Here is a 25,109-nt window from a genome sequence, read left to right on the forward strand (position 1 = left end):
GATGGCCGATTTGACCATCAACGCCGACGACGTCCGTAATGCGTTGAACGAGTTCGCGGCGTCCTACGAACCCGGTAACGCAGAGCGCGTAGAGGTTGGCCGTGTAACGACCGCAGGTGACGGCATCGCCCGTGTTGAGGGCCTCCCCTCGGTCATGGCGAACGAGCTGCTTCGCTTCGAAGACGGCACGCTGGGCCTCGCCCAGAACCTCGACGTCCGCGAGATCGGCGTCATCGTCCTCGGTGACTTCAAGGGCATCGAAGAAGGCCAGGAAGTGCACCGCACCGGACAGGTTCTGTCCGTACCCGTGGGCGACGCCTTCCTCGGCCGCGTGGTTGACCCGCTGGGCCAGCCGATTGACGACCTCGGCGAGATCAAGGCCGAGACCACCCGTGCCCTGGAACTCCAGGCCCCGGGCGTGACCCAGCGCAAGTCGGTCCACGAGCCGATGCAGACCGGCCTGAAGGCCATCGACGCGATGATCCCGATCGGCCGCGGCCAGCGCCAGCTGATCATTGGTGACCGCCAGACCGGCAAGTCCGCCATCGCGATCGACACCATCATCAACCAGAAGGCCAACTGGGCTTCCGGCGATGTGAACAAGCAGGTCCGCTGCATCTACGTCGCCATCGGCCAGAAGGCGTCCACCATCGCGGCGGTCCGCCAGACCCTTGAGGATAACGGCGCGCTGGAGTACACCACCATCGTGGCGTCCCCGGCATCCGACCCGGCCGGCTTCAAGTACCTGGCCCCGTACGCCGGTTCGGCCATCGGCCAGCACTGGATGTACGGCGGCAAGCACGTCCTCATCGTGTTCGATGACCTGTCCAAGCAGGCCGAAGCCTACCGCGCCGTGTCGCTGCTGCTGCGCCGCCCGCCGGGACGCGAAGCCTACCCGGGCGACGTCTTCTACTTGCACTCCCGTCTGCTGGAGCGTTGTGCAAAGCTCTCCGACGAGCTCGGTGCAGGTTCCATGACCGGTCTGCCGCTGATCGAGACCAAGGCGAACGACGTGTCCGCCTACATCCCGACCAACGTCATCTCGATCACCGACGGCCAGATCTTCCTGCAGTCGGACCTCTTCAACGCCAACCAGCGTCCCGCCGTCGACGTCGGTGTCTCCGTGTCCCGCGTCGGTGGCGCCGCCCAGGTCAAGTCCATGAAGAAGGTCTCCGGTACCTTGAAGCTGGAACTGGCCCAGTACCGCGACATGCAGGCCTTCGCCATGTTCGCCTCGGACCTGGATGCGGCTTCGCGCCAGCAGCTGACCCGTGGCGCACGCCTGATGGAACTGCTGAAGCAGGGCCAGTACTCGCCGTTCCCGGTTGAGGACCAGGTCGTTTCCATCTGGGCCGGCACCAACGGCTACCTCGACGACGTTCCGGTTGAGGACATCAACCGCTTCGAGACCGAGTTCCTGGAGCACCTCAAGCACAAGTCCTCCATCCTGACCACGCTGGCTCAGACCAACGTGATGAGCGACGACACCGCAGAAGCACTGAAGACCGCGATTGTGGACTTCAAGAAGGGCTTCTTCGGCGAGGGCGACAGCCTGCTGGTCGGTGCGGGGCACGAGGAGTACGCCCCGATCGATGAAGACCAGGTCGACCAGGAAAAAATCGTCAAGCAGAAGCGCTAGTTCCGTAGGCCGGGACTGCCGGATCCCTCAAGGGTCCGGCAGTCCCGGCCCAACGGAAGCTTAGGAAAGGATAAGTATGGGAGCCCAGATTCGGGTCTACCGCCAGAAGATCAGCTCGACGACGTCGATGCGCAAGATTTTCAAGGCGATGGAACTGATCGCTACCTCGCGCATCGGCAAGGCCCGCGCACGCGTAGCGGCTTCACTGCCTTACGCAAACGCGATTACGCGTGCCGTTTCTGCTGTCGCAAGCCAGAGCGAAATCGACCACCCGCTGGTGACCGAGCCGGAGCAGATCCGCCGGGCCGCCGTGCTGGTCATCACCTCCGACCGCGGCCTCGCCGGGTCCTACTCCGCGACCGTGCTCAAGCAGGCCGAAGGCCTCGTCGAGCTGCTCCACGAGGAGGGCAAGGAAGTCAAGATGTACCTCATGGGCCGCAAGGCACAGGCGTACTTCGACTTCCGGAACCGTCCGTACGAGCGGGTCTGGACCGGCAACACGGACGCTCCGCAGTTCGAGACCGCACGCGAGGTGGGCGAGGCCCTCCTGGCCGACTTCGCCGAGGTCTACGAAGAGGGCGGTGTGGACGAAATCCACGTCGTCTACACGCGGTTCAAGTCCATGGTGACGCAGGAACCGACGGTCATCCGTCTGCTCCCGCTGGAGGTCGTCGAGGAACAGGCTGCCTCCGAGTCGGAGCTGCTGCCGCTCTACGAATTCGAACCGGAGACGGAGCAGGTCCTCGATGCCCTGCTGCCGCGCTACATCGAGTCACGCATCTTCGCCGCCATGTTGCAGGCCGCAGCTTCCGAGCTCGCAGCCCGCCAGCGCGCGATGAAGTCCGCCGGCGACAACGCCACGGAGCTCATCAAGAAGTACACGCGTCTGCGCAACACTGCCCGCCAGGCTGAAATTACGCAGGAGCTTTCCGAGATCGTGGCCGGCGCCGACGCACTGAACGCGTCCTAGCCTGCCCGTCACGGGCCCAGCTGTACCTGCACCACAGAACGAACTTAACCGCCCACGCCATCTACTGAGTGAAGTGAGAGAGATGACTGCCACTGCTACCGAACACGTAGCCGCGACGTCCGGTGCCACCGGCCGTATTGCACGTGTTATTGGCCCGGTTGTCGACGTCGAATTCCCGGCTGACGCAATCCCCTCGATTTACAACGCTCTCACCACCGAGATTTCTCTCAACGGTGAGACCAAGACCATCACCTTCGAAGTTGCGCTGCACCTCGGCGACAACCTCATCCGCGCCATCTCGCTGCAGGCGACCGACGGCCTGGTCCGCGGTACCACCGTGGTCGACACCGGTGCCCCGATCTCTGTGCCCGTCGGCGACGGCGTCAAGGGCCACATCTTCAACGTCCTGGGCCAGCCCCTGGACGTTGCGGAGTCCGAACTGCAGGTCTCCGAGCGCTGGCCGATCCACCGCAAGGCCCCCGCCTTCGCGACCCTCGAGGGCTCCACCGAGATGCTCGAGACCGGCATCAAGGTCATCGACCTCCTCACCCCGTACATCAAGGGTGGCAAGATCGGCCTGTTCGGCGGCGCCGGCGTCGGCAAGACCGTGCTGATCCAGGAAATGATCACCCGTGTTGCCCGCAACTTCGGCGGCACCTCGGTGTTCGCCGGCGTGGGTGAGCGCACCCGTGAAGGCAACGACCTCTGGGTCGAAATGGAAGAGGCAGGCGTCCTCAAGGACACCGCCCTTGTGTTCGGCCAGATGGATGAGCCGCCGGGAACGCGTCTGCGCGTGGCCCTGTCCGCCCTGACCATGGCGGAGTACTTCCGCGATGTGCAGAACCAGGACGTGCTGCTCTTCATCGACAACATCTTCCGCTTCACCCAGGCAGGCTCCGAGGTTTCCACCCTCCTCGGCCGCATGCCGTCCGCCGTGGGCTACCAGCCCAACCTGGCCGATGAGATGGGCCTCCTGCAGGAGCGCATCACCTCGACCAAGGGCCACTCCATCACGTCGATGCAGGCCATCTACGTTCCCGCGGATGACTACACCGACCCGGCTCCGGCAACGACCTTCGCACACCTCGACGCGACCACGGAACTCTCCCGTGAAATCGCTTCCCGTGGTCTGTACCCGGCAGTTGACCCGCTGACGTCGACCTCGCGCATCCTGGATCCGCAGTACATCGGCAACGACCACTACAACACGGCCGTCCGCGTGAAGCAGATCCTGCAGAAGAACAAGGAACTCCAGGACATCATCGCCATCCTCGGTGTCGATGAACTCTCCGAAGAGGACAAGATCGTCGTGTCGCGTGCACGCCGTATCCAGCAGTTCCTCTCGCAGAACACCTACACCGCCAAGCAGTTCACCGGCGTCGAGGGCTCCACCGTGTCCATCAAGGACACCGTGGAAGGCTTCGCGGCGATCTGCGACGGCGAGCTGGACCACATCGCAGAGCAGGCGTTCTTCAACGTCGGCGGCCTGGATGACGTCGAGCGCCAGTGGGCCAAGATCCAGGAACAGACCAAGTAATATGGCTGAGCTTGAGGTTGAGATTGTCGCAGCGGACCACTTCGTGTGGTCCGGAGCGGCCAAGATGGTCAAGGCCCGCACCAGCGATGGTGAAATCGGAATCCTGCCCGGCCACTCGCCCCTGCTGGCGATTCTGGCCGAAGGTGAACTGGCCATCGAGCCTGTTTCCGGTGACCGCATCGCAGTGGACGTTGACGGCGGATTCTTCTCCGTCGACAACAACCGCGTGGTGATCGTGGCCGACAACGCCCAGATGGGTGATTCGGCTACTGCGGGGATCCGCTAGCCCTACCTTGATGGACGATACTGGTCTTCCGTTCATCATTCTGGCAACGGCGTTTGCGTTGCTGGTCTTTGCACTGTGCCTCTCCGGGGTGCGCCGCATTAATCTGCGGCGCGCCCTGGGCACGGTGGACGCCTCCATTTGCGTAGCTGGAAACAGCTGGCAGATGGGGGTTTGTCGTTATCAGGACAACGACCTCGAGTGGTTCCGTCTTGCCTCCCTGAGCGTCCGTCCGAAATACACCTTCCGCCGCAGCTCCCTGGAGCTGATCGGCCGGCGTCCACCCACCGAAACCGAACTGGTGAAGGTGCAGCCGGAGTCCGTCATCGTCGAACTGCGCTACGAGGGCCGGGACGTCCTGCTGGCCATGCGCTTCGACGCGTACACGGGGCTCTCTTCCTGGCTTGAGGCCGGCCCCGTCATCGGCGTCGGCACCTGGCGCTAACCGCCTTGGACTTCGTCGAAGACATCCGGCTGGTGGACGGGCCGGTGCTCTGGGTTGCCTGGGCTGCCGCGGCCGCCGGTGCCGCCTACCTGCTGTGGAAGAGCGGCCGCCGGCATACCCCCGGAGCGACGGCGGTGGTCGTCGGCTCTGCCCTGCTGCTGGGCGCCGGCCTGGTCGCCGGAGTCCACCTCCTCCTGATCTACGTCCTGTCCGTCTTCCCCGAGGAACTGCCCTGGGAGACACTCGCCTGGAGTGTTCCCGGCGTCGCGGCCCTGCTGTTCTGGCTGCTGCGGCTGCACGGCATCTGGGGCCGCCGGCCCTTCTTGGCGGCCATCCCCGGACCCGTCCTGCCGGTGGTGCACCGGATCCGCGCCACCGCGGTGGCCACGGCCGCCCTGCTGGGCGTGCTGCTGCTCTCCGCCGTCCAGATCAACTCCTACTTCGGCCTCAATCACACCGTGAGCGACCTGACCGGCACCGCCGTCGCGCGCATTCCGGTGCTGGAGGACGCGTTGCGTAGGCAGCCCGGGGGAGCCGCCGCGGTTCCGTTGGCCGACTGGACGGCCCCGAACGGCCTGCCGCCGGACGGCACGGTCCGCAAGGCCACCATTCCCGGCACGGCGTCAGGCTTCCAGAGCCGCGACGCTTACATCTACTTCCCGCCGGCGTACAGGGCCACACCCCGGCCCGCGCTGCCCGTCCTGGTCCTCTTCTCCGGCCAGCCCGGGGCCCCGGCCGACTGGCTGACCGGCGGCGCCCTGCGCAGCCGGATGGACCGCTTCGCCGCGGACCACGGCGGGGTGGCCCCGATCGCGGTGGTGGTGGACCCCAACGGGTCCGCTTCCGGGAACACGCTCTGCATGGACAGCCGCATCGCGAAGGCCGATACCTTCCTCTCCCGCGACGTGCCGGATTGGATCCGGGCCACCCTCGACGTCGACGCCGACCCGCACCAGTGGGCCGCCGGCGGATTCTCCTTCGGCGCCACCTGTGCCATGGAGATGGTGACCCGCCACCCCGAGGTGTACAGCGCCGCCCTGGCGTTCTCCAGCGAAAAGGAGCCGTCCCTGGCCAAGGAGCGCCGCAAGACCATCGACGCCTCCTTCGGCGGCGACACCGCGGCCTTCGAGGCACAGACCCCGCTGCGCTTGATGCAGGAACGCCGGTACGAGGGCAACGCCGTGTATTTCGGCGCCGGCGAACGCGACCCCGAGTTCATCGAGTACATGGCCCTGCTCGCCGGGGCCGCACGGAAGGCCGGCTTCACCGTGGAGGACCACCGGATCGCCAACGCCGGGCACTCCTGGGAAGCGGCGTCGCGCGGCATGCCCGGCGGCCTGGACTTCCTCGCCCAGCGGTGGGGGATCAAACGGTGAGCGGGCTGCACGGCATCCTCCGGCAGGCCCGTCAGCTCCCCGTCACCCTGTCGGTCCTGGCCCTCTTCCTCTTTGCCGGTGCGGCCACCGGCAGCTTCCTCGCCGGGCCGCCGGAACCGCTGCTGGACTTTGCCTCCGTCAGCGTCCAGGGGCTGCAGGCCGGGCACTGGTGGACGATGTTCACCTCGCTGTTCTTCGCCACCAACCCGCTGGCGTACCTCGCGGCGTCGCTGATGATCCTTGGCCTGATGGGCGTCGCCGAGCGGCGGGTGGGCTCGCTCCGCACGGCCGTGTTCTTCCTCGCCGGCCAGTTCGCCGCCGTGTCTCTGTTCCTGCTGGTCACGCAGCTGGCGCGCTACGCCGGGGACGGCTGGCTGGGCCTGATGGTCGATGCCCCGCTGATAGGACCCTACGCGGCGATCCTCGCCGTGGCTCTGGCCGCCTGCGGGCTGCTGCCCACCCTGTGGCAGCGCCGGCTGCGGACCGCGGTGCTTTCCGTGGCCCTGCTGCTGGTGCTCTACGTGGGCCACCCCGAGACGGTGGTGGGCCTCTCCGGTGCCGTGGTCGGCCTGCTGGCCGGGTGGTGGCTGCAGGGGGACAAGGGTACCCTGCAGCGGCACCGATCCACCGGGCGCGAGACCCGGAACCTGCTCTCGCTCACCGTGGCGATCTTCGCCGTCGGGCCGATCCTCACCGCGGTGGTGCGGACCGCGAACGGTCCGCTGGCCTTGCTGCGCGACGTCGTGCTCAACCCGCTGCCCACGCTGAACCAGCTGGAGCAGAACTGCGGCGGCGCCGTGGATGCCTCGTGCCTGGAGGCGGGCCGGCTGGGCTTCGCCGGGCCACTGGGCCTGGCCCTGGCCGTGGTGCCGGTGGTCCTCCTGCTGATCTGCGCCGATGGCATGCGGCACGGACGGCAGCTGGCGCTGCGGATCGCCATCCTGGTCCAGCTGGGCGTGACGGCGCTGGCCGCGGTCTACCTGGCCCTGTTCGCCCGCATCCCGCATTACCCCAACCGGCCACACACGGCCATCATGGGCTCGGGCTTCGTGCACATCCTGCCGCTCGCGGCGGTGCCCCTGGCGCTAGTGCTGCTGCTGTTCGCCAACCGCCGGCTCTTCCGGGTCGAGACCACCCGGCGGGCCCGGCGGACCCTGGCCCTGACCGTGAGCGGGACCTTCCTGGTCCTGGCCGGCGCGTACACCGGCGCCTGGTTCGCCGCCGGGGGACTGGAGCGCGACGGCGGTTGGCTGGGCCTGGCGGCCGAGCTGGCGCGGCAGTACCTGCCGTTGCCCATCCCGGGGACCTACAACCGGGTCTTCCAGGACCGGAATCCCGTGGAGGCCTTCCTCTTCGCCTACTCCGGCATCGCCTTCTGGGTGGTGGCGCTGGCCGGGGTGTGGCTGGTGCTGCTCCGCCGGGCGCACGGCACCGACGCCGGCCACGGCGACCGGGAGGTGGCACGCCGGCTGGTGCACCAGGGCGGCGACTCGCTCTCCTGGATGGCACTCTGGGAGCCGAACAAGTTCTGGTTCAACCAGGCCGCCCGCGGTGCGGTGGCCTATCAGCAGCACAACAACGTGGCGCTGACCCTCGGCGGACCGCTTGGACCCGCGGCGAACCGGCTGGATACCGCCGAAGGGTTCCTGGACTTCTGCGCGGACAATGCCCTGATTCCGTGCTTCTACTCCTGCACGGATGAAATCTGGCCGCTGCTGCAGGCCCGCGGCTTCCGGCGGCTGGCCGTTGCCCAGGAGACGCGCCTGGGCCTGCAGGAGCTGACCTTCAAGGGCAAGGAGTGGCAGAACGTCCGCACGGCGATGAACCGCGCGGCCAAGACCGGAGTGCACGCCGTCTGGGGCCGTTACCGCGACTTCTCGCCGGCGCTGCGCGCGCAGCTCAGCGAGGTCTCGGAGGAATGGGCGGCCCGGAAGTCCGTTCCCGAGATGGGCTTCACCCTGGGCGGCCTGGACGAGCTGATGGACGACGAGGTGCTGTGCTGCCTGGCCGTGGACGCCGAGGGCCGGGTGCAGGGCGTCACCAGCTGGCTCCCCGTGTACGACGGCGGTGCGCTGGTCAGCTGGACCCTGGACTTCATGCGGCGCCGCGGCGACGCCTTCCCGGGGGTGATGGAGTTCCTGATCGCCTCGGCGGTGACGGAACTGCGCGACTCGGTGGACGTCATTTCCCTCTCCGGATCGCCGCTGGCGCGCGACGAATCCCGCGACGAGGCCCGCGACGACGACTCCGACGGTGCCGGCGGCGAGGGCCTGGCCGGGATCCTGGACGTGGTGGGCCGGGCGCTTGAACCGGTCTACGGCTTCCGCTCGCTGGCGACGTTCAAGTCCCGCTTCAAGCCGGAGTACCGCACGCTCTACCTGTACTACCAGGACCCGCTGCAGCTTCCGGCCATAGGCCGGGCGCTCAGCCGGGCCTACCTGCCCGACCTGTCCGTGCGCCAGAGCGCCCGGCTGCTGCGGACGCTCGTGCGCTAGCGGGGACGGCGGAACGCAAAAAAATGATCCCCGGCAAAAGCCGGGGATCATTTTCTTCAGCCGGGAATGCTTCTAGCGCATTCCTGAAGACCTCATTAGACGACCGTGACGCCGGTGGCCTGGGGGCCCTTGGCACCCTGGCCGATTTCGAACTGAACGCGCTGGTTCTCATCGAGGGTCTTGAACCCGCCGGTCTGGATTTCGGAGTAGTGGACGAAGACGTCGCCGTCGGAGTCATCCGGGGTAATGAAGCCGAAGCCCTTTTCAGCGTTAAACCACTTGACGGTTCCCTGAGCCATTTAATTCTCCTCATTGTCGAACTTGAGAAAGTCCGGCGCACCTTACGCCGGGCTTAGTCACTCCGCGGGAAGAACCTTGGCATCCGCCCGGTACTCCGGGTTTCGGCGTCAGGAGCTTCACGCTCGCAACATGTCTTGCGAGCATGAAAAACACCTACACAAAGACTGTTCTAAGAATTTCATGCCCCCACAGTCAGGTCAACGGGCGCGGCTGATAAATCCACAAATTTTATGTAACAAGCTGGTGAACCAATTGGTGCGTGATTGCGGTGCAATTGCCGCGCTTAGAAGAGGCGGGATTCGCTGTCGTCCACACCGCGCATCGCGTCATAGTCCAGCGTTACGCAATCAATGCCGCGGTCGGTGGCGAGGACCCTTGCCTGCGGCTTGATCTGCTGGGCGGCAAAGATACCGCGAACGGGAGCCAGGAGCGGGTCGCGGTTGAGCAGTTCGAGGTAGCGGGTCAGCTGTTCGACGCCGTCGATGTCGCCCCGGCGCTTCAACTCGATGGCGACGGTGCCGCCGTTCGCGTCGCGGGCCAGGATGTCCACCGGCCCGATCGCGGTAAAGTACTCGCGGCGGATCAGCGAAAATCCCTCGCCCAGGGTCTCGATCTGGTCAGCCAGCAGGCGCTGCAGGTCCGCCTCCACGCCGTCCTTGATCAGTCCAGGGTCCTGGCCAAGGTCGTGCGAGGTGTCATGGAGCTGTTCGTGGATGTTGATGATCAGCCGGTCGTCGGTCTTGGTGGACTGCACGGTCCACTGCTCGATCACGCCGACCTCGACGTCGACCTCGTCCGGGGTGGACACCCGGAGCCGGGCCGGCGGGCTCATCCAGTTCAGCGGCTTGTAGGAACCGCCGTCGGAATGGACCAGCACGGAGCCGTCCGCCTTGACCACCAGCAGGCGGGTGGCGAGGGGGAGGTGGGCCTTGAGCCGGCCGACATAATCAACGGAGCAACGGGCTATCACTAAACGCACCCGGTCAACACTACCGGCAGCGGGGAGGCGCCGCGGCTTGGACACCGTCCGGGGACCCGCTGGGGCAGAATGGGACCATGCCCCGTTCCAACCGCCCCCGCCGCCCCGCCCCGGGCAACGGGGGCGCCCGGCAGCCCGGCAAGCACGGCGGGCCGGTGCCCGAGCTGGACCTGGAACGCGCCCGGACCGGGATTGCCCGCCGGGAAAGCGCCCCGGACGGTGAATGGATGGTCCGGTCCATCTCGGCCAGCCGCGCCGGCAAGACCTATGTCTGCCCTGGATGTCTCCACGCCGTCCCGCCCGGAACCGCCCACCTGGTGGTCTGGTCCGAGGACCATCTCTTCGGTGCCGCCGCCGGGCTGGCCGAACGGCGCCACTGGCACACCAACTGCTGGACCTCGCGCACATACCGGTACCGCTAGGCGCTCACTGCTCCCGCGGGTGCCGCCCGTAGCTTCGCTAAGCTGGAGGGCATGACTTTCGACCCGGCCTCGTACGACTTCACCCAGCCCGCCGCCCCGACCCCCATCCGGGCCGCCACGGTGCTGCCGGCACGGCGGGAGAACATCGAGCTGCGCACCGCGGACGGTCACCTGCTGGTGGGCGAACTCGCGCTGCCGGAGTCCGGCGAGGTCCGGGCCACCCTGATCACCCTGCATCCGCTGCCCACGCACGGCGGCTTCATGGATTCGCACGTCTACCGCAAGGCCTCCTACCGGCTGCCGGCCCTGTCCGGCGTCGCCGTGCTGCGCTTCAACACCCGAGGCACGTCCTCGCCCCGGGGAACCAGCGGCGGCAGCTTCGAGGAGGGCATCGGCGAACGGATGGACGTCGAGGCGGCGGTGCGGTTCGCGGTGGACCGTGGCCTGCCGAACCGCTGGCTGGTGGGCTGGTCCTTTGGCACCGAGCTGGCGCTCATGTACGGCGCGGTGGATCCCGTAGCCGGAGAGATCGAGGGCGCCATCCTGCTCTCGCCCCCGCTGCACCGCGCCACGGACGTGCACCTCAAGGAATGGGCTGCCGCGGGCAAGCCGCTCAAGGTGCTGGTCCCCGAACACGACGACTACCTGCAGCCTGCCGCCGCGGCCGAACGCTTCGCCCTGGTGCCCCAGGCCGACGTCGTCGGCGTCGACGGCGCCAAGCACCTCTGGGTGGGGGAGAAGTACGCCGGACGGGTGCTGAACGAGATCGTCGCCGAGGTCCTGCCGGGGACGGCGCAGCCGCTCCCCGAGGAGTGGGACGGCCCGGTGGCCACGGCGCACGCCTGAGCGGTGAGCGCCTGCCGGGGTTAGTGCTTGCCGGGTTAGTGCTTGCCGGGGTTAGTGCTTGTCTTGGCGGACGATGAAGATTTCCTTGACCAGGAGCATGATGGCCGCGGCCGTCGGGATCGCGATCAGCGCGCCGAGTACACCCAGCAGGCTGCCGCCGGCAATCACCGAGATGACCGCCACCGCGCCGGGCACCGCCACGGCCTTCTGCATGATGCGCGGCGAGACGAAGTAGGCCTCGAACTGCAGGTAGGCGAAGTAGCAGATCGCGAAGACGACGGCGGTCTGCCAGCCGGCGGTCAGAGCGATCAGGGTGACCAGGATGCCGGCGATCATGCCGCCGACCAGGGGAATGAAGGCTAGCAGCGCCACGACGAAGGCGAGCAGCACCGCGAACGGCACGCCCACGATGGTCATCACGATGAAGGCGAAGAGCGCGTTGAGCAGTGCCACGCAGACTTGGCCGATGACGTAGTTGCCGACCGAGCCGGTGATCTCCTCGGACAGGGCCTCCACGCGCGGCCGGCGGGAGCGCGGAGCCAGGCGGTAGCCCCACAGCTTCATCGAGGGCATCGCGGAGAGGAAGTACAGGCTCAGCACCAGGACGATCAGGGCGCCGAAGAGGCCGTTGGCGATGGTGGAGCCGACGCCCACCACGCCGCCGAAGATGCCGCCCATCGCGTCCGGGTTGTTGACGAACTTCTCGAGCTCCTGCGTGATCCGGTCCCGGACGCCGAACTGGCTGTCGAGGCTGCGGAAGAAGTCCGAGTCGATGAAGTCCTGGATCCACTTGGGGGCCTCCTGGACGATCTGGGTCACCTGAGCCACGATGGTCGGGATCAGGGTGGCGAAGAACCCGGCGACGGCCAGGGCCAGGACGGCGACCGAGACCAGGATGCCGGCCGGGCGGGGCACCTTGCGTTTCTCCAGCCAGCGCACCACGGGATCGAGGCCCAGGGCGATGAAGAGTGCCGTCAGGATCCAGAGCAGCAGCTGGGTGATGTTGGAGCCGATCCAGTAGACCAGCAAGGCCACGCCGACGCCCACGGTCCCCATGAACCCGACGTAGAGCGGATGCTGCGCGGAAATCCGCGGCCCGGGACGGCCGAAGCGGGTCTCCTCGGTGTCCTCAAGAGCGGCGTCGGCGTCGTCCAGCTGCTCGGGCGGCAAATCGAAGCGCAGCCGGGGCTGTGCGCCGGGCAGGGGTTGCCGCAGGCGGCGGGCCATCGCGGCCAGGAACCCGGCCGGAGCCTGGGCAGGCCGCGCGACGGATTCCGGGGGAGCTGCCTGTCCTGAGGGGGACGAATCCGTGGGGTCAGTCACTGCGCTGCAAGCCTTTTTCTCTCAATTTTCCCCGGAATTCCGCGGCTGCGGGGCCGGTGTGACGATCACCGCAAACACTATCAGCAGCCTTGCTACCGGGCGGATCGACGGGCCGGGACGGGCCGGGAAAGGGGCTTGACAAGCCGCCCGATCTGACTCGGAGGTAACAAAACGGTTACTCTTAAAACTACGTGTCCGCTGATGATAGGTAATATTTTGCGTTTCAAGACTGCAGTTGCACTTGTGCTGCTCGGCCTCCTGACACTGCTGGCGGGGATCGGGCAGAAGACGATCTGGGCTCCGCAGGCGACGGTGACGGCCAGCGTCCCGGCCAACGGCACCGCCGCGCCGCTGACGGTGGTCGACCAGAAGCTGCGCACCCTGCACGGCGGCACGGTCAAGATCCACGTCAAGGGTGAAGGTAACTTCCTGCTGGCCTCCGGCCGCCCCGACGACGTCAACGCCTGGGTGGGCAAGACGGCCCACAACACCATTTCCGGGCTCTCCGAGGACCGCAAGTCCCTGACCGTCGAGCACGCCGACGGCGAGGCCACCGCGCCGTCGCCCGCGGGCTCGGACCTCTGGGTCTCCACCGAGAACGCCAACGGCGAGCTGGACTACTCGTGGACTCCGCCGGCCGACGGCGACTGGTCGCTGTTGCTGGCCACCGACGGCACCAAGGCCGCCCCCTCGGACATTTCGATGACCTTCCCCAATGACACCTCCACGCCGTGGGCCATCCCGCTGATGGTTATCGGCGGGCTGCTGGTGGTGGGCGGCGTCGCGCTGCTGGTGCTGAAGCCCAAGCAGGGCTCGCCGCGCTCCGGCACCTCCGGTGACGGCGGTTCCGATGATTCCGGTTCCGATAACTCCGGCTCCGGCGACGTCGAGGCCAAGGAAGCCACCGCCGGCAGCGCCTTCGCGCGCCGGGCCCGGGCCCGCGCCGCCGACCGGGCCAAGGCCCGCGAGGCCGGCTCCACCCCGGCCGCCGGGGACACCGGACAGGCCCCCCGGGCCGCAACCCTGTCCACGCGCCGCCGCGCCGCGGGTGCGGCCGTGGCCCTGCTGACCGCCACCGCAGTCGCCGGCACGGGCGTTGCCGCCCAGGCCAGCCAGTCGCCGTCGCCCGCCCCGAGCGGAAGCACCGGCACGGCCGCCCCCTCCGCCGGCGGGACCCCGATCCTGCTGGATGCCCAGTTCCGCCGGATCCTGGAACAGGTCTCCGCGGCCACGGACGCCGGTGACGCCGCCAAGGACGCGGCCAAGCTCGCCCCGCGCGTCGGCGGGACCGAACTCGAGGTCCGCACGCAGAACTACAAAATCCGCTCGCAGGTGGGCAGCTACGAATCCCGGATGCCCGTGCGCGCCACCAAGCTGCTGACCACCGTGGTGAGCTCCAAGCGAGACTGGCCACGCTCCGTCATGGCAGTCACCCAGGGCGACGGCAACGTGGTCCCGCAGCTGCTGACGCTGGTCCAAGCGTCCCCGCGCGAGAACTACAAGCTGGTGGGTGCGACGCCGCTGCAGCCGGGAACCACCTTCCCCGCGATCAACCGCGGCGGCACGGAGACGCTGGGCGCCGACGACAAGTCCGGCCTGCTCTACAGCGGCCAGGAGGCCCTCGCCGGCCTGGGCGACCGCCTGACCAACGCCGACTCGGCCTTCAAGGACAAGCTCGCCGAGGGCCAGTCCTCGCCGTACATCGCCGACACCCTGGCCTACCAGGCCGACGTGGTGAAGTCCGGTGCCAACGGAAACTTTGCCTTCACCCACAAGGCCGTTCCCGAGGACACCGTGGTGTTCCGCACCGCCGACGGCGGGGCCCTGGTCCTGGGCCGGCTCAACTTCGGTTTCGACGGCACGCCGAAGAACTCCGGCGACAAGCTGACCATCGGGGACGACGCCGCGGCCCTGGCCGGCGGCAAGGAAACCAGCACCGGCATGGTCCTGAACTTCGCCGAGTCCGTGGCGGTCTACGTGCCGCCGGCGGGGTCCAAGGATCCGATGAAGCTGGTGGCCGCCACCCGCGGCCTGGTCGGGGCGAGCTTCAAGTAGTCCCGGCCGCGGGCGGAGTCGATAGAGTGGTTCCATGACTTCGCCCGCATCCCGCCCGGTCCCGCCCGCAGCCGCAAACCCGATCAACCTGCGGGGCGCCGTCGATCTTTCGTCGCTGAAGCAACGCCCCGCACCGCCCGCCGGACCGGGGTCCACGCACGCCGGGGCCGCCCAGGCCGGAGCCGCCCAGCAGCCGGCAGACGGCGGCGCCGCCCCGCTGCGTGTCAACGTCACCGAGGCCAACTTCCAGGACCTGGTGGATCTCTCCGCCCGGGTGCCCGTCGTCATCGCCATGTGGGCCGCCTACTCACCCGGGTCCGGGGATCTGGTGGACGCCCTCGAGCAGATCGTCACCAGCTACGAGGGCCGCCTGGTTCTCGGCGCCGCCGACATCGAGGCCTTCCCGCAGCTGGCCCAGGCGTTCCAGGTGCAGGCCGTTCCCACGGCCGTCGCCGTGGTGAAGGGCCAGCCCGTGCCGCTCTTCCAGGGCGGCGCCGACGAGCAGCAGGTCCGCAGCCTCTTCGATGAACTCCTCAAGGTGGCCGCGGCCAACGGCGTCACCGGCCGGATCGGCGGCGGTCCGGGCGCCGCGGAGGCCGAGGCCCCGCCGCTGCCCCCGCTGCACCAGAAGGCCTTCGACGCGATCGAGGCCGGTGACTTCGACGGTGCGGCCGCCGCGTACCGCCAGGCCCTCACCGAGATGCCCGCCGACGCCGACGCCAAGGTGGGCCTGGCCCAGGTGGAGCTGATGGGACGCCTGCAGGCCCTGTCCACCGAGGACGCCGACGCCGTCCGTGCCAAGGCCGCGGATGAACCGGACAACCTGGACGCACAGCTGGCCGTCGCCGATCTCGACGTCGCCGGCGGGCACGTGGAGGACGCCTTGGGCCGGGTGGTGGCCTTCATCGGACGGAACTTCGGACCGGAGCGGGAGACCGCCCGGGTGCGCCTGCTGGAACTCTTCGACGTCGTCGGCGCCACCGACGAGCGTGTGGCCAAGGCCCGCCAGAACCTGGCCCGGGTGCTGTTCTAATGGCGTCCGCACTCTTCAGCCCGCTGACCCTGCGCTCCCTGCGGCTCGAGCACCGCGGCTGGGTCTCGCCGATGTGCCAGTACAGCTGCGAACCCGAGACCGCCGAGGGCGTCCCCACCGACTGGCACCTGATGCACCTCGGATCGTTCGCCACCGGGGGAGCGGCCCTGATCCTCACCGAGGCGGCCGCCGTCAACCCCGCCGGGCGGATCAGCCCGCGGGACGCCGGCCTCTATAACGATGCCCAGGCCGAATCCTGGACCAGGATCGTGGACTTCGTGCACCGGCACGGCACCGCGGAGACCAAGATCGGCACCCAGCTCTCCCACGCCGGCCGCAAGGCCTCCAGCTACTGGCCGTTCTCCGGCAAGACCGGCACCGTCCCTGCCTCCGAGGGCGGCTGGGACCCGGTGGGCCCGGGCACCGGTGCCTTCGACGGCTACGCGCCGCCGTCGGCCATGACCGGGACCGAGATCGAGGGCGTGATCGCCGACTTCGTTGCCTCCGCCCGGCGGGCAGTGGAGGTTGGCTTCGACACCATCGAAATCCACGGTGCGCACGGCTACCTGCTGCACCAGTTCCAGAGCCCGCTGATCAACGACCGCACCGACGAATGGGGCGGCGACGAGGCGGGCCGTAACCGGCTCATGCTGGCCGTGGTGGACGCGGTGCGCGGGGTCATTCCGGACTCGATGCCGCTGTTGCTGAGGATCTCCGCCTCGGACTGGGCCGAGGGCGGCGTAGACGCCGAGGCCTCCGTCCGGCTCGCCCGCGCCGCCTCCGAGCGCGGCGTGGACCTGGTGGACGTCTCCAGCGGCGGCGCCGTAGCGCACCAGACGATTCCGGTGGGTCCCGGCTACCAGACCGGCTTCAGCGCCAAGATCCGACGCGAGGCCGGCGTCAAAACCGGCACGGTGGGATTGCTCACCTCCGCCGGCCAGGCGGAACACGCCGTGGCGACCGGCCAGGCCGACGGCGTGCTGATCGCCCGCGCGGCGCTGCGCGACCCGCACTGGTGGCTGCGCGCGGCCTTCGAACTGGGCCACGAGCTGGCCTGGCCGCCGCAGTACGAACGGGCCATGCCCCGGCGGACGTTCTAGCCAGCGGCTAAGATGGAAGCCATGACCAGCATGACGGAACCCCTGACGACGGCCCCCCAGAACGCCCTGGACAACGACCTCGACAACGACCCGATGCGTGAGCTTTCCGGCGCCGGGACGTCGACGGCGACGATCGAGCGTGAGGAACTGCGCCAGGAAGTGGAACCGGGAGACCGGGAGCGCTTCGCGCATTACGTCCGCAAGGAAAAGATCATGGAGTCGGCCCTCTCCGGGGAACCCGTCATTGCCCTCTGCGGCAAGGTCTGGACCCCTGGACGGGATCCGAAGAAGTTCCCTGTGTGCCCCGAATGCAAAGAGGTTTACGAGGGGCTGCGCCCCGGCGGTGACGACGGCGGCTCCGGCAAGTAGGGCGTGGCATCCGGTTCAACCGAAAAAGATTGGTGTTTTTGTGCTTAGTGGGGCTTTTCCCGAACCAACAGACGCGTATGGACGGGAGGCCCGCTAAGTGACGGAAACACTGTTCGGCGGTCCCGTGCTGCCGCCCGCCTATCCCGAGCGGGCCGCGTGGGGAACCGCGCCGAAACTGCGTGCCTGGCAGCAGGAGGCGCTGGATAACTACTTCGCCACCAACCCCCGGGACTTCCTTGCCGTCGCAACCCCCGGGGCCGGTAAGACTACGTTCGCCCTCCGGGTGGCCTCCATGCTGATCGATTCGGGCGTGGTCAACCGCGTGACCATCGTGGCGCCCACGGACCACCTCAAGCGCCAGTGGGCGGACGCCGCCGCGAAGGTGGGCATCGCCATCGACCCGAACTTCAAGAACGCCGACGGCCAGCACGGCCGCGGCTTCATCGGCGTCGCCGTCACGTACGCGCAGGTGGCCAGCAAGCCGATGCTGCACCGGGCCAAGACCGAGGCCGCCCGCACCCTGGTGATCCTGGATGAGATCCACCACGGCGGCGAGGCGCTCTCCTGGGGCGACGGGCTCCGCGAGGCCTTCGACCCGGCCGCGCGCCGGCTGTCCCTGACCGGTACCCCATTCCGCTCGGACACCTCCCCGATCCCGTTCGTCGAGTACGCGGAGGACCGCGACGGCATCCGCCGCTCCAAGGCCGACTACACCTACGGCTACGGCAAGGCGCTGCGCGACCACGTGGTCCGTCCGGTGATGTTCATGGCCTACTCCGGGCAGATGCGCTGGCGCACCAGCGCGGGCGACGAGATGGCGGCCTCCCTCGGCGAAGCCGCCGTCACCAAGGACATCACATCCCAGGCGTGGCGCACCGCGCTGAACCCGGCCGGCGAATGGATCCCGGCCGTGCTGGCCGGGGCGGACAAGCGCCTGAGCGAGGTCCGGCGCACGGTGCCCGACGCCGGCGGTCTGGTCATCGCCACCGACCACGAGGACGCCCGGGCCTACGCCGGGCAGCTGAAACGGATCACGGGCGAGTCACCCACCGTGATCCTCTCCGACGACGCCAAGGCCTCCTCCAAGATCGAGGAGTTCTCCGCCGGGGAGAAGCGCTGGATGGTCGCGGTGCGGATGGTCTCCGAAGGCGTCGACGTGCCCCGCCTCTCGGTGGGCGTGTACGCGACGTCGACCTCCACGCCGCTATTCTTCGCCCAGGCCGTGGGCCGCTTCGTGCGTGCCCGCAAGCGCGGCGAAACGGCGTCGGTGTTCCTGCCCTCGGTACCGCAGCTGATGGCGCTGGCGAACTCGATGGAGGCCGAGCGGGACCACGCACTGGACCGCCCGGAGAAGGAAGACGCGGACGGGCTGTTCAACCCCGAGGATTCGCTGATGGACGAGGCGAACCGCGAGGAGAAGGCCTCGGACACGCTGATGAAGGGCAAGTTCGAGGCCCTGGATTCCCAGGCGTCCTTCGACCGGGTGCTGTTCGACGGCGGCGAATTCGGCACCGGCGGCGAGGTCGGCTCCGAGGACGAGCTGGACTTCCTCGGCATTCCGGGCCTGCTTGACGCCGAACAGGTGGGCACTCTGCTGCGCCAGCGCCAGCACGAACAGCTCAGCCGCAAGAACAAGCGCGCCCCGCAGGCGGCGGCCTCCGAGCCGGTGCCGGCGGTCCCGGACCACCGGATGCTGATGGACCTGCGCACCGAACTGGCCAAGAACGTCGCCGCCTGGTCCGCCCGGACCGGCACCCCGCACGGGGTCATCCACACCAAGCTGCGCACGGTCTGCGGCGGCCCGCCCGTCGCCCAGGCCAACGAGGAACAGCTGCAGAGCCGGCTGCGGAAGCTGCAGGACTGGTTCATCGGCCGGAAGTAGCCGGACGCCCCGCGGGGCCCGGTACGCCCGGTGCGCCCGGGCGCCCCGGAGTCACGGCACGAAAAAGGGACCGGAGTGATCCGGTCCCTTTTCGTGTCGTTCGGGGGAGCTGCTACTGGTTCGGCTGGCCGGACTGGGCGCCGCCGCCGCAGGCCTGGGAGAAGGTCTGGCCGGCCGAGGTGTACTTGCCCTTGAGCTCGTCGAGCTTGCCCTGGTCCGGGTCCTTCTCGGCGGCCTCGTCCAGGTAATCAACGATCGACTGCAGCGGTGCCTGCAGTTCCTCGGAGGCGGTGGCCTGGATCGGGCGGATCTGGTTTGCCAGGCGGGTCATGCCGAACTTGTCCGAGCTGGAGGACGGGGAGCTGGTGATCGTCTTGATCCGGTCGCAGGTCTCGGCGGTGGTCATCTTCGGGGCCGAGCAAGCGGCCGCTCCGAGGATGGTCCCGGCAGCGAGCAGGACGGTCAGGGTCTTCTTCATGATGATGTACTCCGGGATTTACTGTTCCGACGTTACTGGCAAGGATTCCGAGTCTACTGTGCGCGGCGCCGGGGCCGCGATCTCAGTCCAGCTCGACGCCGCCGAGTTCCATCTCGGCGAAGGTGTCCTCGAGGTCGTCGGCGATGCCCACGGTCAGGTTGCGCGGGACGGTGACGGTATAGCCGGCCTGGACCGCGTCCAGGGCCGTGGCCTTGACGCAGTAGTCGGCGGCGATCCCCACGACCACAACCTCTTCGACGTCGTGGCTCTGCAGCCAGTCGTCCAGCCCGATCGCGTCCTCGTCACCCTCCTGGCCGCCGGCCGGGCCGGCCGCCGGCAGCGCGCCGGGCGTCCGGTCGCCGGTGGGTACGGCGTCGTCCGGGGCAAGCAGGCCCTCGAAACCGGAGTAGGCGGCCGTGTACTGGCCCTTGCGGAAATAGGCCTGGATGTATTCGGTGTCCAGGTCCGGGTGCAGCTCCGCCCCGCGGGTGCCGGCGACGCAGTGCCGCGGCCAGCTCTCAACAAAGTCGGGCGTGTCCGAGAAGTGCGCGCCCGGATCGACATGCCAGTCCTGGGTGGCCACGACGTGGTCGAACTGCCCGTGGTGGGCGTCGACGTATTCGCTGATCTCCGCGGCCAGTGCCGCCCCGCCTTCAACGGCCAGGGAACCGCCCTCGCAGAAGTCGTTCTGTACGTCGACAACGATCAGGGCGCGGGACATTCAGTCCTCCTCGTAGACGGTGGGGATGGCCGGTTCGCCGCGCTGCAGCCGGTTGACCACGGGCGGCAGTTCGGCCATGGAGGCGGCGTGCCGGTCGCGGGCGCGCACCACCCCCTCGGGGCCGGTCCAGCCGGGAAGCAGCTCGCCGTTCTTGATGAACTGCTGCAGCAGCTGGCGGTCGTTGCCGTCGTCCTCGGGCCGGTGGCCGATGCCGACGATCTCCTGGGTCGCGATGCCGCGGTCGTTGAGCCGGCGCAGCGCGTATTTGCGGCCGCCCTTGCTCGCCTTGTTCTTCGCCGCCTTCGCGACCGCGACGAACTCGCCGTCGTCGTTGGTGCGGCTGACGAGCTTGTAGACCAGGCTTGCCGTCGGCGCGCCGGACCCGGTGACCAGGGAGGTGCCGACGCCGTAGGAATCCACCGGGGCGGACTGCAGGGCGGCGATGGCGAACTCGTCGAGGTCGGAGGTGACGATGATGCGGGTGTTGACGTTGCCGAGGTCATCGAGGAGCTGGCGTACCCACTGGGCCTGGGCCACCAGGTCGCCGGAGTCCAGTCGGACGGCGCCGAGCTTGTCCCCGGCGAGGTCGACGGCGGTGCGCACGGCGGCCTCGACGTCGTAGGTGTCCACCAGCAGCGCCGTGCCCGCTCCCATCGAGGCCAGCTGGGCCTCGAAGGCGTCCCGTTCGGTGTCGTGCAGCAGGGTGAAGGAGTGGGCCGCGGTGCCGACGGTCTTGATGCCGTAGCGGCGGCCGGCCTCCAGGTTGGAGGTGCTGGCGAAGCCGGCGATCACGGCGGCGCGGGCGGCGGCGACGGCGGATTCCTCCTGGGTGCGGCGGGAGCCCATCTCCACGCACGGCCGGGTGCCGGCAGCGGTGATCATCCGGGACGCGGCGGAGGCGATGGCGGAGTCGTGGTTGAGGATCGAGAGGATGTAGGTCTCCAGGACGCAGGCCTCGGCGAAGGTCGACTCAACGATCAGGATGGGGGAGTTGGGAAAGTACGCGTCGCCCTCGGCGTAGCCCCAGATGTCGCCGGAGAAGGAGAAGTCCGCGAGGTACTCCAGGGTTTGTTCGTTGACCACGCCGGTGCTGCGCAGGAAGTCGATTTCCCCGGGGCCGAAGCGGAAGTTCGCGATGCCCTCAAGCAGGCGGCCGGTACCGGCGACGATGCCATAGCGGCGGCCCTCGGGCAGCCGGCGGGCGAAGGCCTCGAACACCGACTTGCGGTGGGCCGCGCCCGAGTGCAGGGCGGCCTGAAGCATGGTCAGCTCGTAATGGTCGGTGTACAAGGACGTGCGGGGGTGGTCCCAGCCGGCGGAGGTGCTCACGAAATTTACTCTAGTCCCCGACGGCTCCCTCGTCTCGCTCCGCTTCGACGCGGGGCCCTCGCCGTCGGGGGCCCACCCACCGGCTCCAGCCGGGCTCCTTCATCGCCATAGAATGGACCAATGACCCTCAGCGTTGCGCTTGGCCCCGATACCGAGGCCGGCACCCACACCGGAACGGCGACGTCCACCGACGTCCTGACGGCCCCGGACATCCCCTGGAACCTCGTGATCTGGAACGATCCCGTGAACCTGATGAGCTACGTCAGCTACGTTTTCCGCAGCTACTTCGGCTACTCCGAGGCCAAGGCGACCAAGCTCATGCTGGAGGTCCACAAGAAGGGCCGCTCCATCGTGGCGCACGGCAGCAAGGAACAGGTCGAACAGCACGCGGTGGCCATGCACGGCTACGGCCTCTGGGCCACCGTGGAGAAGGCCAGCGGCGGCCCCGGCAACGGATCGGGCAAGGGCAAGGGAAAACGTGGCTAAGGCATTCAAATACGGCCTCAAGGGCATCACCGGCTACCTCGAACCGGCCGAGCGCGACCTGCTGCGCAGCCTCTTCGACGACGTCATCTCCATGCTGGAGCCGCACGAACGCGCCAATGAGGATCCACTCGCGGCCCTCGTGGGGTTGGACACGGAGGCGCGTGAACCCTCCGACCGCGCCCTGCGCCGGCTGCTGCCCAACGTCTCCAAGAACGACGCCGAGGCCTCCCTGGAGTTCCGCCGGTACACGGAGCGCTCGCTGCGGGAGAGCAAGATCGGCGCCCTGAAGGCCGCCTCGCTGGGCCTCGACAAGGAGGAACTGGTGCTGACCCCCGCCGACGCCCGGCACTGGTCCACCGCGCTGAACGATGTCCGCCTGGTCCTCGCCGAGCGCCTCGACATCCGCGACGACGCCGACGCCGAACACGTGCACCGGATGCAGGACTGGTCCCAGGCCGAAGACGTCGAAAGCTATCTGGCCCTGGTCTACAACTTCACCACCTGGCTGCAGGAATCCCTCGTCCAGGCGATGCTGGCGTCCCTCGAGGCCTAGGCCGCCCGGCCCTGTACACCCCCCAGCCCGCGGCGTAGCGTGATCCGCCGTGGACGGACTTTCCCGCGACGAGTTTTCCCTCCCGGAGCGCCTCACCGGGGCCCTGGGCCGCAGTGCCGCGGCCGGCCGGATCGGCGCCGCGCAGGAGGCGATCTACGGGCCGGTCATCGACTGGGCGCGGCGCACCCCGCTGCACAGCGGAACCCTCGGCCACTCGGTCCACCCGATGCTCACCGACGTCACCCTGGGTTGCTGGCTCAGCGCCGCGATCCTGGATATAGCCGGCGGTCCTGCCTCCCGGCCTGCGGCCACGGTGCTGACCGCTGCGGGCCTCGCGGCGGCGGTTCCGACGGCGTTTGCCGGTGCCGCGGACTGGTCCGAGACGGAGGGGGAGGAGCACCGGATCGGCGCCGTCCACGCCCTCGGCACCGACGCCGCAACCTTTCTCTTCCTGGGCTCGCTGATCGCCCGGCTGCGCGGCCGGCACGCGGCCGGGGTCCGGCTGGGCCTGGCCGGTAATGCGGTGGCCGCGGCCGCGGGATTCCTCGGCGGCCACCTGGCGTTGAACCGCGGCACCGCCCGCCGTTCCGCCGCCGCCGTGTGATCCATTGCACACGAGTTGCTCGACACAATGTCATGGTCCGGCCCGGGGCGAAGCCCTATTCTCGTAGAACCATGACTTCAGCATCGAGCACGGACCCCGAGACCTCGGCACTGGCCGAACGCCCCATCGGCGTTTTCGACTCCGGCGTCGGCGGCCTCACGGTGGCACGCTCCATCATCGACCAGCTGCCCAACGAGTCCATCCTGTACGTCGGCGACACCGCGCACGGCCCCTACGGCCCGTTGCCGATCGCCGAGGTCCGCGCCAACGCCCTTGGCGTCATGGACGAACTGGTCGACTCCGGGGTCAAGCTCCTGACCATCGCCTGCAACTCCGCCTCCGCCGCCGTGCTCCGCGACGCCCGCGAACGCTACACCGCCCGCTACGGCATCCCCGTCATCGAGGTCATCCAGCCCGCGGTCCGCCGGGCCGTCTCCGCCACCCGCACCGGCCGCGTCGGCGTCATCGGCACCTCCGCTACGGTCGGCTCCCGCGCCTACGAGGACACCTTCGCCGCGGCGCCGGACCTGCAGATCACCTCCGCGGCGTGCCCGGCCTTCGTGCCCTACGTCGAGGCCGGCATCACCACCGGCCCCGAGCTGCTGGCCGTGGCCCGCGAATACCTCGCCCCGCTGATCGCCGCCAAGGTGGACACCGTGGTGCTCGGCTGCACGCACTACCCGCTGCTGACCGGCGTGATCTCCTTCGTCATGGGAGAGGACGTCACTCTCGTCTCCAGTGCCGAGGAAACCGCCAAGGACGTCTACCGGGCCCTGGCCTCACGCGGACTGGAACGAGCCGGCAGCACCGCCCCGGAACACAACTTCATCGCCACCGGGGACGCCGCGCAGTTCGAACACCTGGCGCGCCGCTTCCTCGGCCCGGAGGTGCTCAGCGTCCGGCATGTGGACCACGTCGCGGCGCAGTACCCAACCGGCAGCCTGGCCCGCATCACCCCGGAGATGATCGCCGCCGCCCAGGCCGCCGTCGGCGGGCCCCGGATCTCCAACTTCGTCTCCTCCGCCGCACAGGTCTCCCCGCCGCGGACCAGCGGCCTGTGAAGCTCACCATCGTCGGGTGCACCGGCTCGTTTCCCGGCCCCGGCTCGCCGGCGTCGTGCTACCTGTTGACCGCCGACGACGGCGAGCGGCGCTGGAAGGTGGTGCTGGACCTCGGCAGCGGGGCGCTCGGCGCCATCCAGCGCTACACCGACCTCGAGGACATCGACGGCATCTTCCTCACCCACCTGCATCCCGACCACTGCATGGACCTCTGCGGCCTGCACGTGGCGGTGCGCTGGAAGCCGGGCGGTTGGGGCCGGGGGCGGATCCCCGTCTGGGGGCCGGCGGCGACGGCGGATCGGATGGCCACGGCCTACGGGCTGGACCTCGACCCGGGGATGCACGAGGAATTCGACTTCAGCAACTGGGCCGAACGCTGCCCGGTGACGATGGGGCCCTTCACCATCACCCCGTACGCGGTCAACCACCCCGTCGAGGAGGCCTACGCCCTGCGCGTGGAGGTCACCGAGCCGGACAAGGACGGCAACCCGGTGACCCGGGTGCTCAGCTACTCCGGCGACACCGACTCCTGCACCGGGCTCGAGGATGCCGCGCGCGACGCGGACCTGTTCCTCTGCGAGGCGGCCTTCGAGGAGGGCCGCGACGACGGCATCAAGGACGTGCACCTGACCGGCAAGCGCGCCGGCGAGGCCGCCTTCGCCGCCGGCGCCCGCCGGCTGCTGCTCACGCACATCCCGGTCTGGACCTCGCACACGACCGTGATGGCGGAGGCGAAGGAGGTCTTCGGACCGCACGTCGCCGTCGCCGTCGCCGGGGTGCACTACACCGTCTGACCGGGCCGCCCGGCTGTCGATAAGCTAGG

The 25,109-nt window shown here is 68.8% G+C and carries 25 protein-coding genes; 19 read left to right on the plus strand and 6 right to left on the minus strand.

The features are described 5' to 3' along the window. Position 1 precedes the first annotated feature (1 nt). The 7 genes from atpA to QWJ39_RS08810 all read left to right on the plus strand — a co-directional run bounded on the left by atpA (position 2) and on the right by QWJ39_RS08810 (position 8,745). Positions 2–1,639, plus strand: coding sequence for a F0F1 ATP synthase subunit alpha (gene atpA / locus QWJ39_RS08780; protein WP_290257405.1), 1,638 nt, complete (start codon positions 2–4; stop codon positions 1,637–1,639). A gap of 76 nt (positions 1,640–1,715) precedes the next feature. After that, positions 1,716–2,609, plus strand: a complete 894-nt coding sequence (locus tag QWJ39_RS08785; protein ID WP_290257406.1) for a F0F1 ATP synthase subunit gamma — start codon at positions 1,716–1,718, stop codon at positions 2,607–2,609. A gap of 82 nt (positions 2,610–2,691) precedes the next feature. After that, positions 2,692–4,146 (plus strand): F0F1 ATP synthase subunit beta, encoded by a 1,455-nt coding sequence (gene atpD / locus QWJ39_RS08790; protein ID WP_290257407.1) that lies wholly within the window; start codon positions 2,692–2,694, stop codon positions 4,144–4,146. A 1-nt stretch (position 4,147) separates the two neighbouring features. After that, complete coding sequence (locus QWJ39_RS08795) at positions 4,148–4,432, plus strand: F0F1 ATP synthase subunit epsilon (RefSeq protein WP_290257408.1); 285 nt, start codon at positions 4,148–4,150, stop codon at positions 4,430–4,432. Positions 4,433–4,442: 10 nt separating this feature from the next. Continuing rightward, complete coding sequence (locus QWJ39_RS08800) at positions 4,443–4,874, plus strand: DUF2550 domain-containing protein (RefSeq protein ID WP_290257409.1); 432 nt, start codon at positions 4,443–4,445, stop codon at positions 4,872–4,874. 5 nt (positions 4,875–4,879) lie between these two features. Further along, positions 4,880–6,250 (plus strand): alpha/beta hydrolase-fold protein, encoded by a 1,371-nt coding sequence (locus QWJ39_RS08805; RefSeq protein ID WP_290257410.1) that lies wholly within the window; start codon positions 4,880–4,882, stop codon positions 6,248–6,250. Further along, positions 6,247–8,745 carry a DUF2156 domain-containing protein gene (locus tag QWJ39_RS08810; RefSeq protein WP_290257412.1) on the plus strand — a complete coding sequence of 833 codons (2,499 nt, stop codon included), beginning with the start codon at positions 6,247–6,249 and terminating at the stop codon, positions 8,743–8,745. Before QWJ39_RS08805 ends, QWJ39_RS08810 begins: the two co-directional genes overlap by 4 nt. A 95-nt stretch (positions 8,746–8,840) precedes the next feature. Here the strand turns inward: QWJ39_RS08810 and QWJ39_RS08815 are convergent, their stop codons facing one another. Then, positions 8,841–9,044, minus strand: coding sequence for a cold-shock protein (locus QWJ39_RS08815; protein WP_003804766.1), 204 nt, complete (start codon positions 9,042–9,044; stop codon positions 8,841–8,843). A 284-nt stretch (positions 9,045–9,328) separates the two neighbouring features. Continuing rightward, positions 9,329–10,024 carry an endonuclease NucS gene (gene nucS, locus QWJ39_RS08820; RefSeq protein WP_290257414.1) on the minus strand — a complete coding sequence of 232 codons (696 nt, stop codon included), beginning with the start codon at positions 10,022–10,024 and terminating at the stop codon, positions 9,329–9,331. 77 nt (positions 10,025–10,101) lie between these two features. Between nucS and QWJ39_RS08825 the strand changes: the two genes are divergently transcribed. Further along, on the plus strand, positions 10,102–10,446 hold the full coding sequence (locus QWJ39_RS08825) for an ATP/GTP-binding protein (protein ID WP_290257415.1): 345 nt from the start codon (positions 10,102–10,104) through the stop codon (positions 10,444–10,446). 51 nt (positions 10,447–10,497) lie between these two features. Continuing rightward, entirely contained in the window at positions 10,498–11,292 is a 795-nt protein-coding gene (locus QWJ39_RS08830) for an alpha/beta hydrolase (protein WP_290257416.1), read from the plus strand. A 51-nt stretch (positions 11,293–11,343) separates the two neighbouring features. Here QWJ39_RS08830 and QWJ39_RS08835 read toward each other — a convergent pair whose 3' ends face one another. Next, the gene (locus tag QWJ39_RS08835) at positions 11,344–12,519 is read right to left on the minus strand and encodes an AI-2E family transporter (protein ID WP_290257867.1); all 1,176 of its coding nucleotides are present in this window, start codon (positions 12,517–12,519) and stop codon (positions 11,344–11,346) included. A 297-nt stretch (positions 12,520–12,816) separates the two neighbouring features. On the opposite strand from QWJ39_RS08835, the gene QWJ39_RS08840 reads away from it, so the two are divergent. From QWJ39_RS08840 to QWJ39_RS08860, 5 genes are all read left to right on the plus strand, one after another. Then, positions 12,817–14,670, plus strand: a complete 1,854-nt coding sequence (locus QWJ39_RS08840; RefSeq protein WP_290257417.1) for a hypothetical protein — start codon at positions 12,817–12,819, stop codon at positions 14,668–14,670. 34 nt (positions 14,671–14,704) lie between these two features. Further along, positions 14,705–15,703 carry a tetratricopeptide repeat protein gene (locus QWJ39_RS08845; protein WP_290257418.1) on the plus strand — a complete coding sequence of 333 codons (999 nt, stop codon included), beginning with the start codon at positions 14,705–14,707 and terminating at the stop codon, positions 15,701–15,703. After that, positions 15,703–16,803 (plus strand): NADH:flavin oxidoreductase/NADH oxidase, encoded by a 1,101-nt coding sequence (locus QWJ39_RS08850; RefSeq protein ID WP_290257419.1) that lies wholly within the window; start codon positions 15,703–15,705, stop codon positions 16,801–16,803. The genes QWJ39_RS08845 and QWJ39_RS08850 overlap by 1 nt, the downstream gene beginning before the upstream one ends. 21 nt (positions 16,804–16,824) lie before the next feature. Continuing rightward, positions 16,825–17,172 (plus strand): DUF3039 domain-containing protein, encoded by a 348-nt coding sequence (locus tag QWJ39_RS08855; RefSeq protein WP_290257420.1) that lies wholly within the window; start codon positions 16,825–16,827, stop codon positions 17,170–17,172. Between the two features lie 97 nt (positions 17,173–17,269). Continuing rightward, positions 17,270–19,054, plus strand: a complete 1,785-nt coding sequence (locus QWJ39_RS08860; protein ID WP_290257421.1) for a DEAD/DEAH box helicase — start codon at positions 17,270–17,272, stop codon at positions 19,052–19,054. 112 nt (positions 19,055–19,166) lie between these two features. Here QWJ39_RS08860 and QWJ39_RS08865 read toward each other — a convergent pair whose 3' ends face one another. The 3 genes from QWJ39_RS08865 to QWJ39_RS08875 form a co-directional block, all read right to left on the minus strand. Beyond that, positions 19,167–19,532 carry a hypothetical protein gene (locus tag QWJ39_RS08865; protein WP_290257422.1) on the minus strand — a complete coding sequence of 122 codons (366 nt, stop codon included), beginning with the start codon at positions 19,530–19,532 and terminating at the stop codon, positions 19,167–19,169. Positions 19,533–19,614: 82 nt separating this feature from the next. Continuing rightward, positions 19,615–20,253: an isochorismatase family protein gene (locus QWJ39_RS08870; protein WP_290257423.1), complete on the minus strand. Its 639-nt coding sequence runs from the start codon at positions 20,251–20,253 to the stop codon at positions 19,615–19,617. After that, positions 20,254–21,582: a nicotinate phosphoribosyltransferase gene (locus tag QWJ39_RS08875; RefSeq protein WP_290257424.1), complete on the minus strand. Its 1,329-nt coding sequence runs from the start codon at positions 21,580–21,582 to the stop codon at positions 20,254–20,256. Between the two features lie 120 nt (positions 21,583–21,702). On the opposite strand from QWJ39_RS08875, the gene clpS reads away from it, so the two are divergent. The 5 genes from clpS to QWJ39_RS08900 all read left to right on the plus strand — a co-directional run bounded on the left by clpS (position 21,703) and on the right by QWJ39_RS08900 (position 25,080). Then, on the plus strand, positions 21,703–22,068 hold the full coding sequence (gene clpS / locus QWJ39_RS08880) for an ATP-dependent Clp protease adapter ClpS (RefSeq protein ID WP_290257425.1): 366 nt from the start codon (positions 21,703–21,705) through the stop codon (positions 22,066–22,068). Further along, positions 22,061–22,621, plus strand: coding sequence for a DUF2017 domain-containing protein (locus QWJ39_RS08885; protein WP_290257426.1), 561 nt, complete (start codon positions 22,061–22,063; stop codon positions 22,619–22,621). The genes clpS and QWJ39_RS08885 overlap by 8 nt, the downstream gene beginning before the upstream one ends. A gap of 49 nt (positions 22,622–22,670) precedes the next feature. Further along, positions 22,671–23,225: a DUF2231 domain-containing protein gene (locus QWJ39_RS08890; RefSeq protein WP_290257427.1), complete on the plus strand. Its 555-nt coding sequence runs from the start codon at positions 22,671–22,673 to the stop codon at positions 23,223–23,225. Positions 23,226–23,296: 71 nt separating this feature from the next. Then, positions 23,297–24,286, plus strand: coding sequence for a glutamate racemase (gene murI / locus QWJ39_RS08895; RefSeq protein ID WP_290257428.1), 990 nt, complete (start codon positions 23,297–23,299; stop codon positions 24,284–24,286). Further along, the gene (locus QWJ39_RS08900; RefSeq protein ID WP_290257429.1) at positions 24,283–25,080 is read left to right on the plus strand and encodes an MBL fold metallo-hydrolase; all 798 of its coding nucleotides are present in this window, start codon (positions 24,283–24,285) and stop codon (positions 25,078–25,080) included. The genes murI and QWJ39_RS08900 overlap by 4 nt, the downstream gene beginning before the upstream one ends. Positions 25,081–25,109 lie beyond the last annotated feature (29 nt).

The sequence above is a fragment of the Arthrobacter sp. YD4 genome, from assembly GCF_030410515.1.
In the GTDB taxonomy this organism is placed as follows: domain Bacteria; phylum Actinomycetota; class Actinomycetes; order Actinomycetales; family Micrococcaceae; genus Arthrobacter.

Coding starts and splice junctions, on each gene's coding strand:
- atpA (WP_290257405.1), top strand. CDS start 2: ATGGCCGATTTGACCATCAACGCCGACGACGTCCGTAATGCGTTGAAC.
- murI (WP_290257428.1), top strand. CDS start 23,297: ATGACTTCAGCATCGAGCACGGACCCCGAGACCTCGGCACTGGCCGAA.
- QWJ39_RS08845 (WP_290257418.1), top strand. CDS start 14,705: ATGACTTCGCCCGCATCCCGCCCGGTCCCGCCCGCAGCCGCAAACCCG.
- QWJ39_RS08855 (WP_290257420.1), top strand. CDS start 16,825: ATGACCAGCATGACGGAACCCCTGACGACGGCCCCCCAGAACGCCCTG.
- QWJ39_RS08835 (WP_290257867.1), bottom strand. CDS start 12,519: ATGGCCCGCCGCCTGCGGCAACCCCTGCCCGGCGCACAGCCCCGGCTG.
- atpD (WP_290257407.1), top strand. CDS start 2,692: ATGACTGCCACTGCTACCGAACACGTAGCCGCGACGTCCGGTGCCACC.
- QWJ39_RS08785 (WP_290257406.1), top strand. CDS start 1,716: ATGGGAGCCCAGATTCGGGTCTACCGCCAGAAGATCAGCTCGACGACG.
- QWJ39_RS08815 (WP_003804766.1), bottom strand. CDS start 9,044: ATGGCTCAGGGAACCGTCAAGTGGTTTAACGCTGAAAAGGGCTTCGGC.
- QWJ39_RS08870 (WP_290257423.1), bottom strand. CDS start 20,253: ATGTCCCGCGCCCTGATCGTTGTCGACGTACAGAACGACTTCTGCGAG.
- QWJ39_RS08825 (WP_290257415.1), top strand. CDS start 10,102: ATGCCCCGTTCCAACCGCCCCCGCCGCCCCGCCCCGGGCAACGGGGGC.
- QWJ39_RS08830 (WP_290257416.1), top strand. CDS start 10,498: ATGACTTTCGACCCGGCCTCGTACGACTTCACCCAGCCCGCCGCCCCG.
- QWJ39_RS08865 (WP_290257422.1), bottom strand. CDS start 19,532: ATGAAGAAGACCCTGACCGTCCTGCTCGCTGCCGGGACCATCCTCGGA.
- QWJ39_RS08850 (WP_290257419.1), top strand. CDS start 15,703: ATGGCGTCCGCACTCTTCAGCCCGCTGACCCTGCGCTCCCTGCGGCTC.
- clpS (WP_290257425.1), top strand. CDS start 21,703: ATGACCCTCAGCGTTGCGCTTGGCCCCGATACCGAGGCCGGCACCCAC.
- QWJ39_RS08800 (WP_290257409.1), top strand. CDS start 4,443: ATGGACGATACTGGTCTTCCGTTCATCATTCTGGCAACGGCGTTTGCG.
- QWJ39_RS08795 (WP_290257408.1), top strand. CDS start 4,148: ATGGCTGAGCTTGAGGTTGAGATTGTCGCAGCGGACCACTTCGTGTGG.
- QWJ39_RS08840 (WP_290257417.1), top strand. CDS start 12,817: ATGATAGGTAATATTTTGCGTTTCAAGACTGCAGTTGCACTTGTGCTG.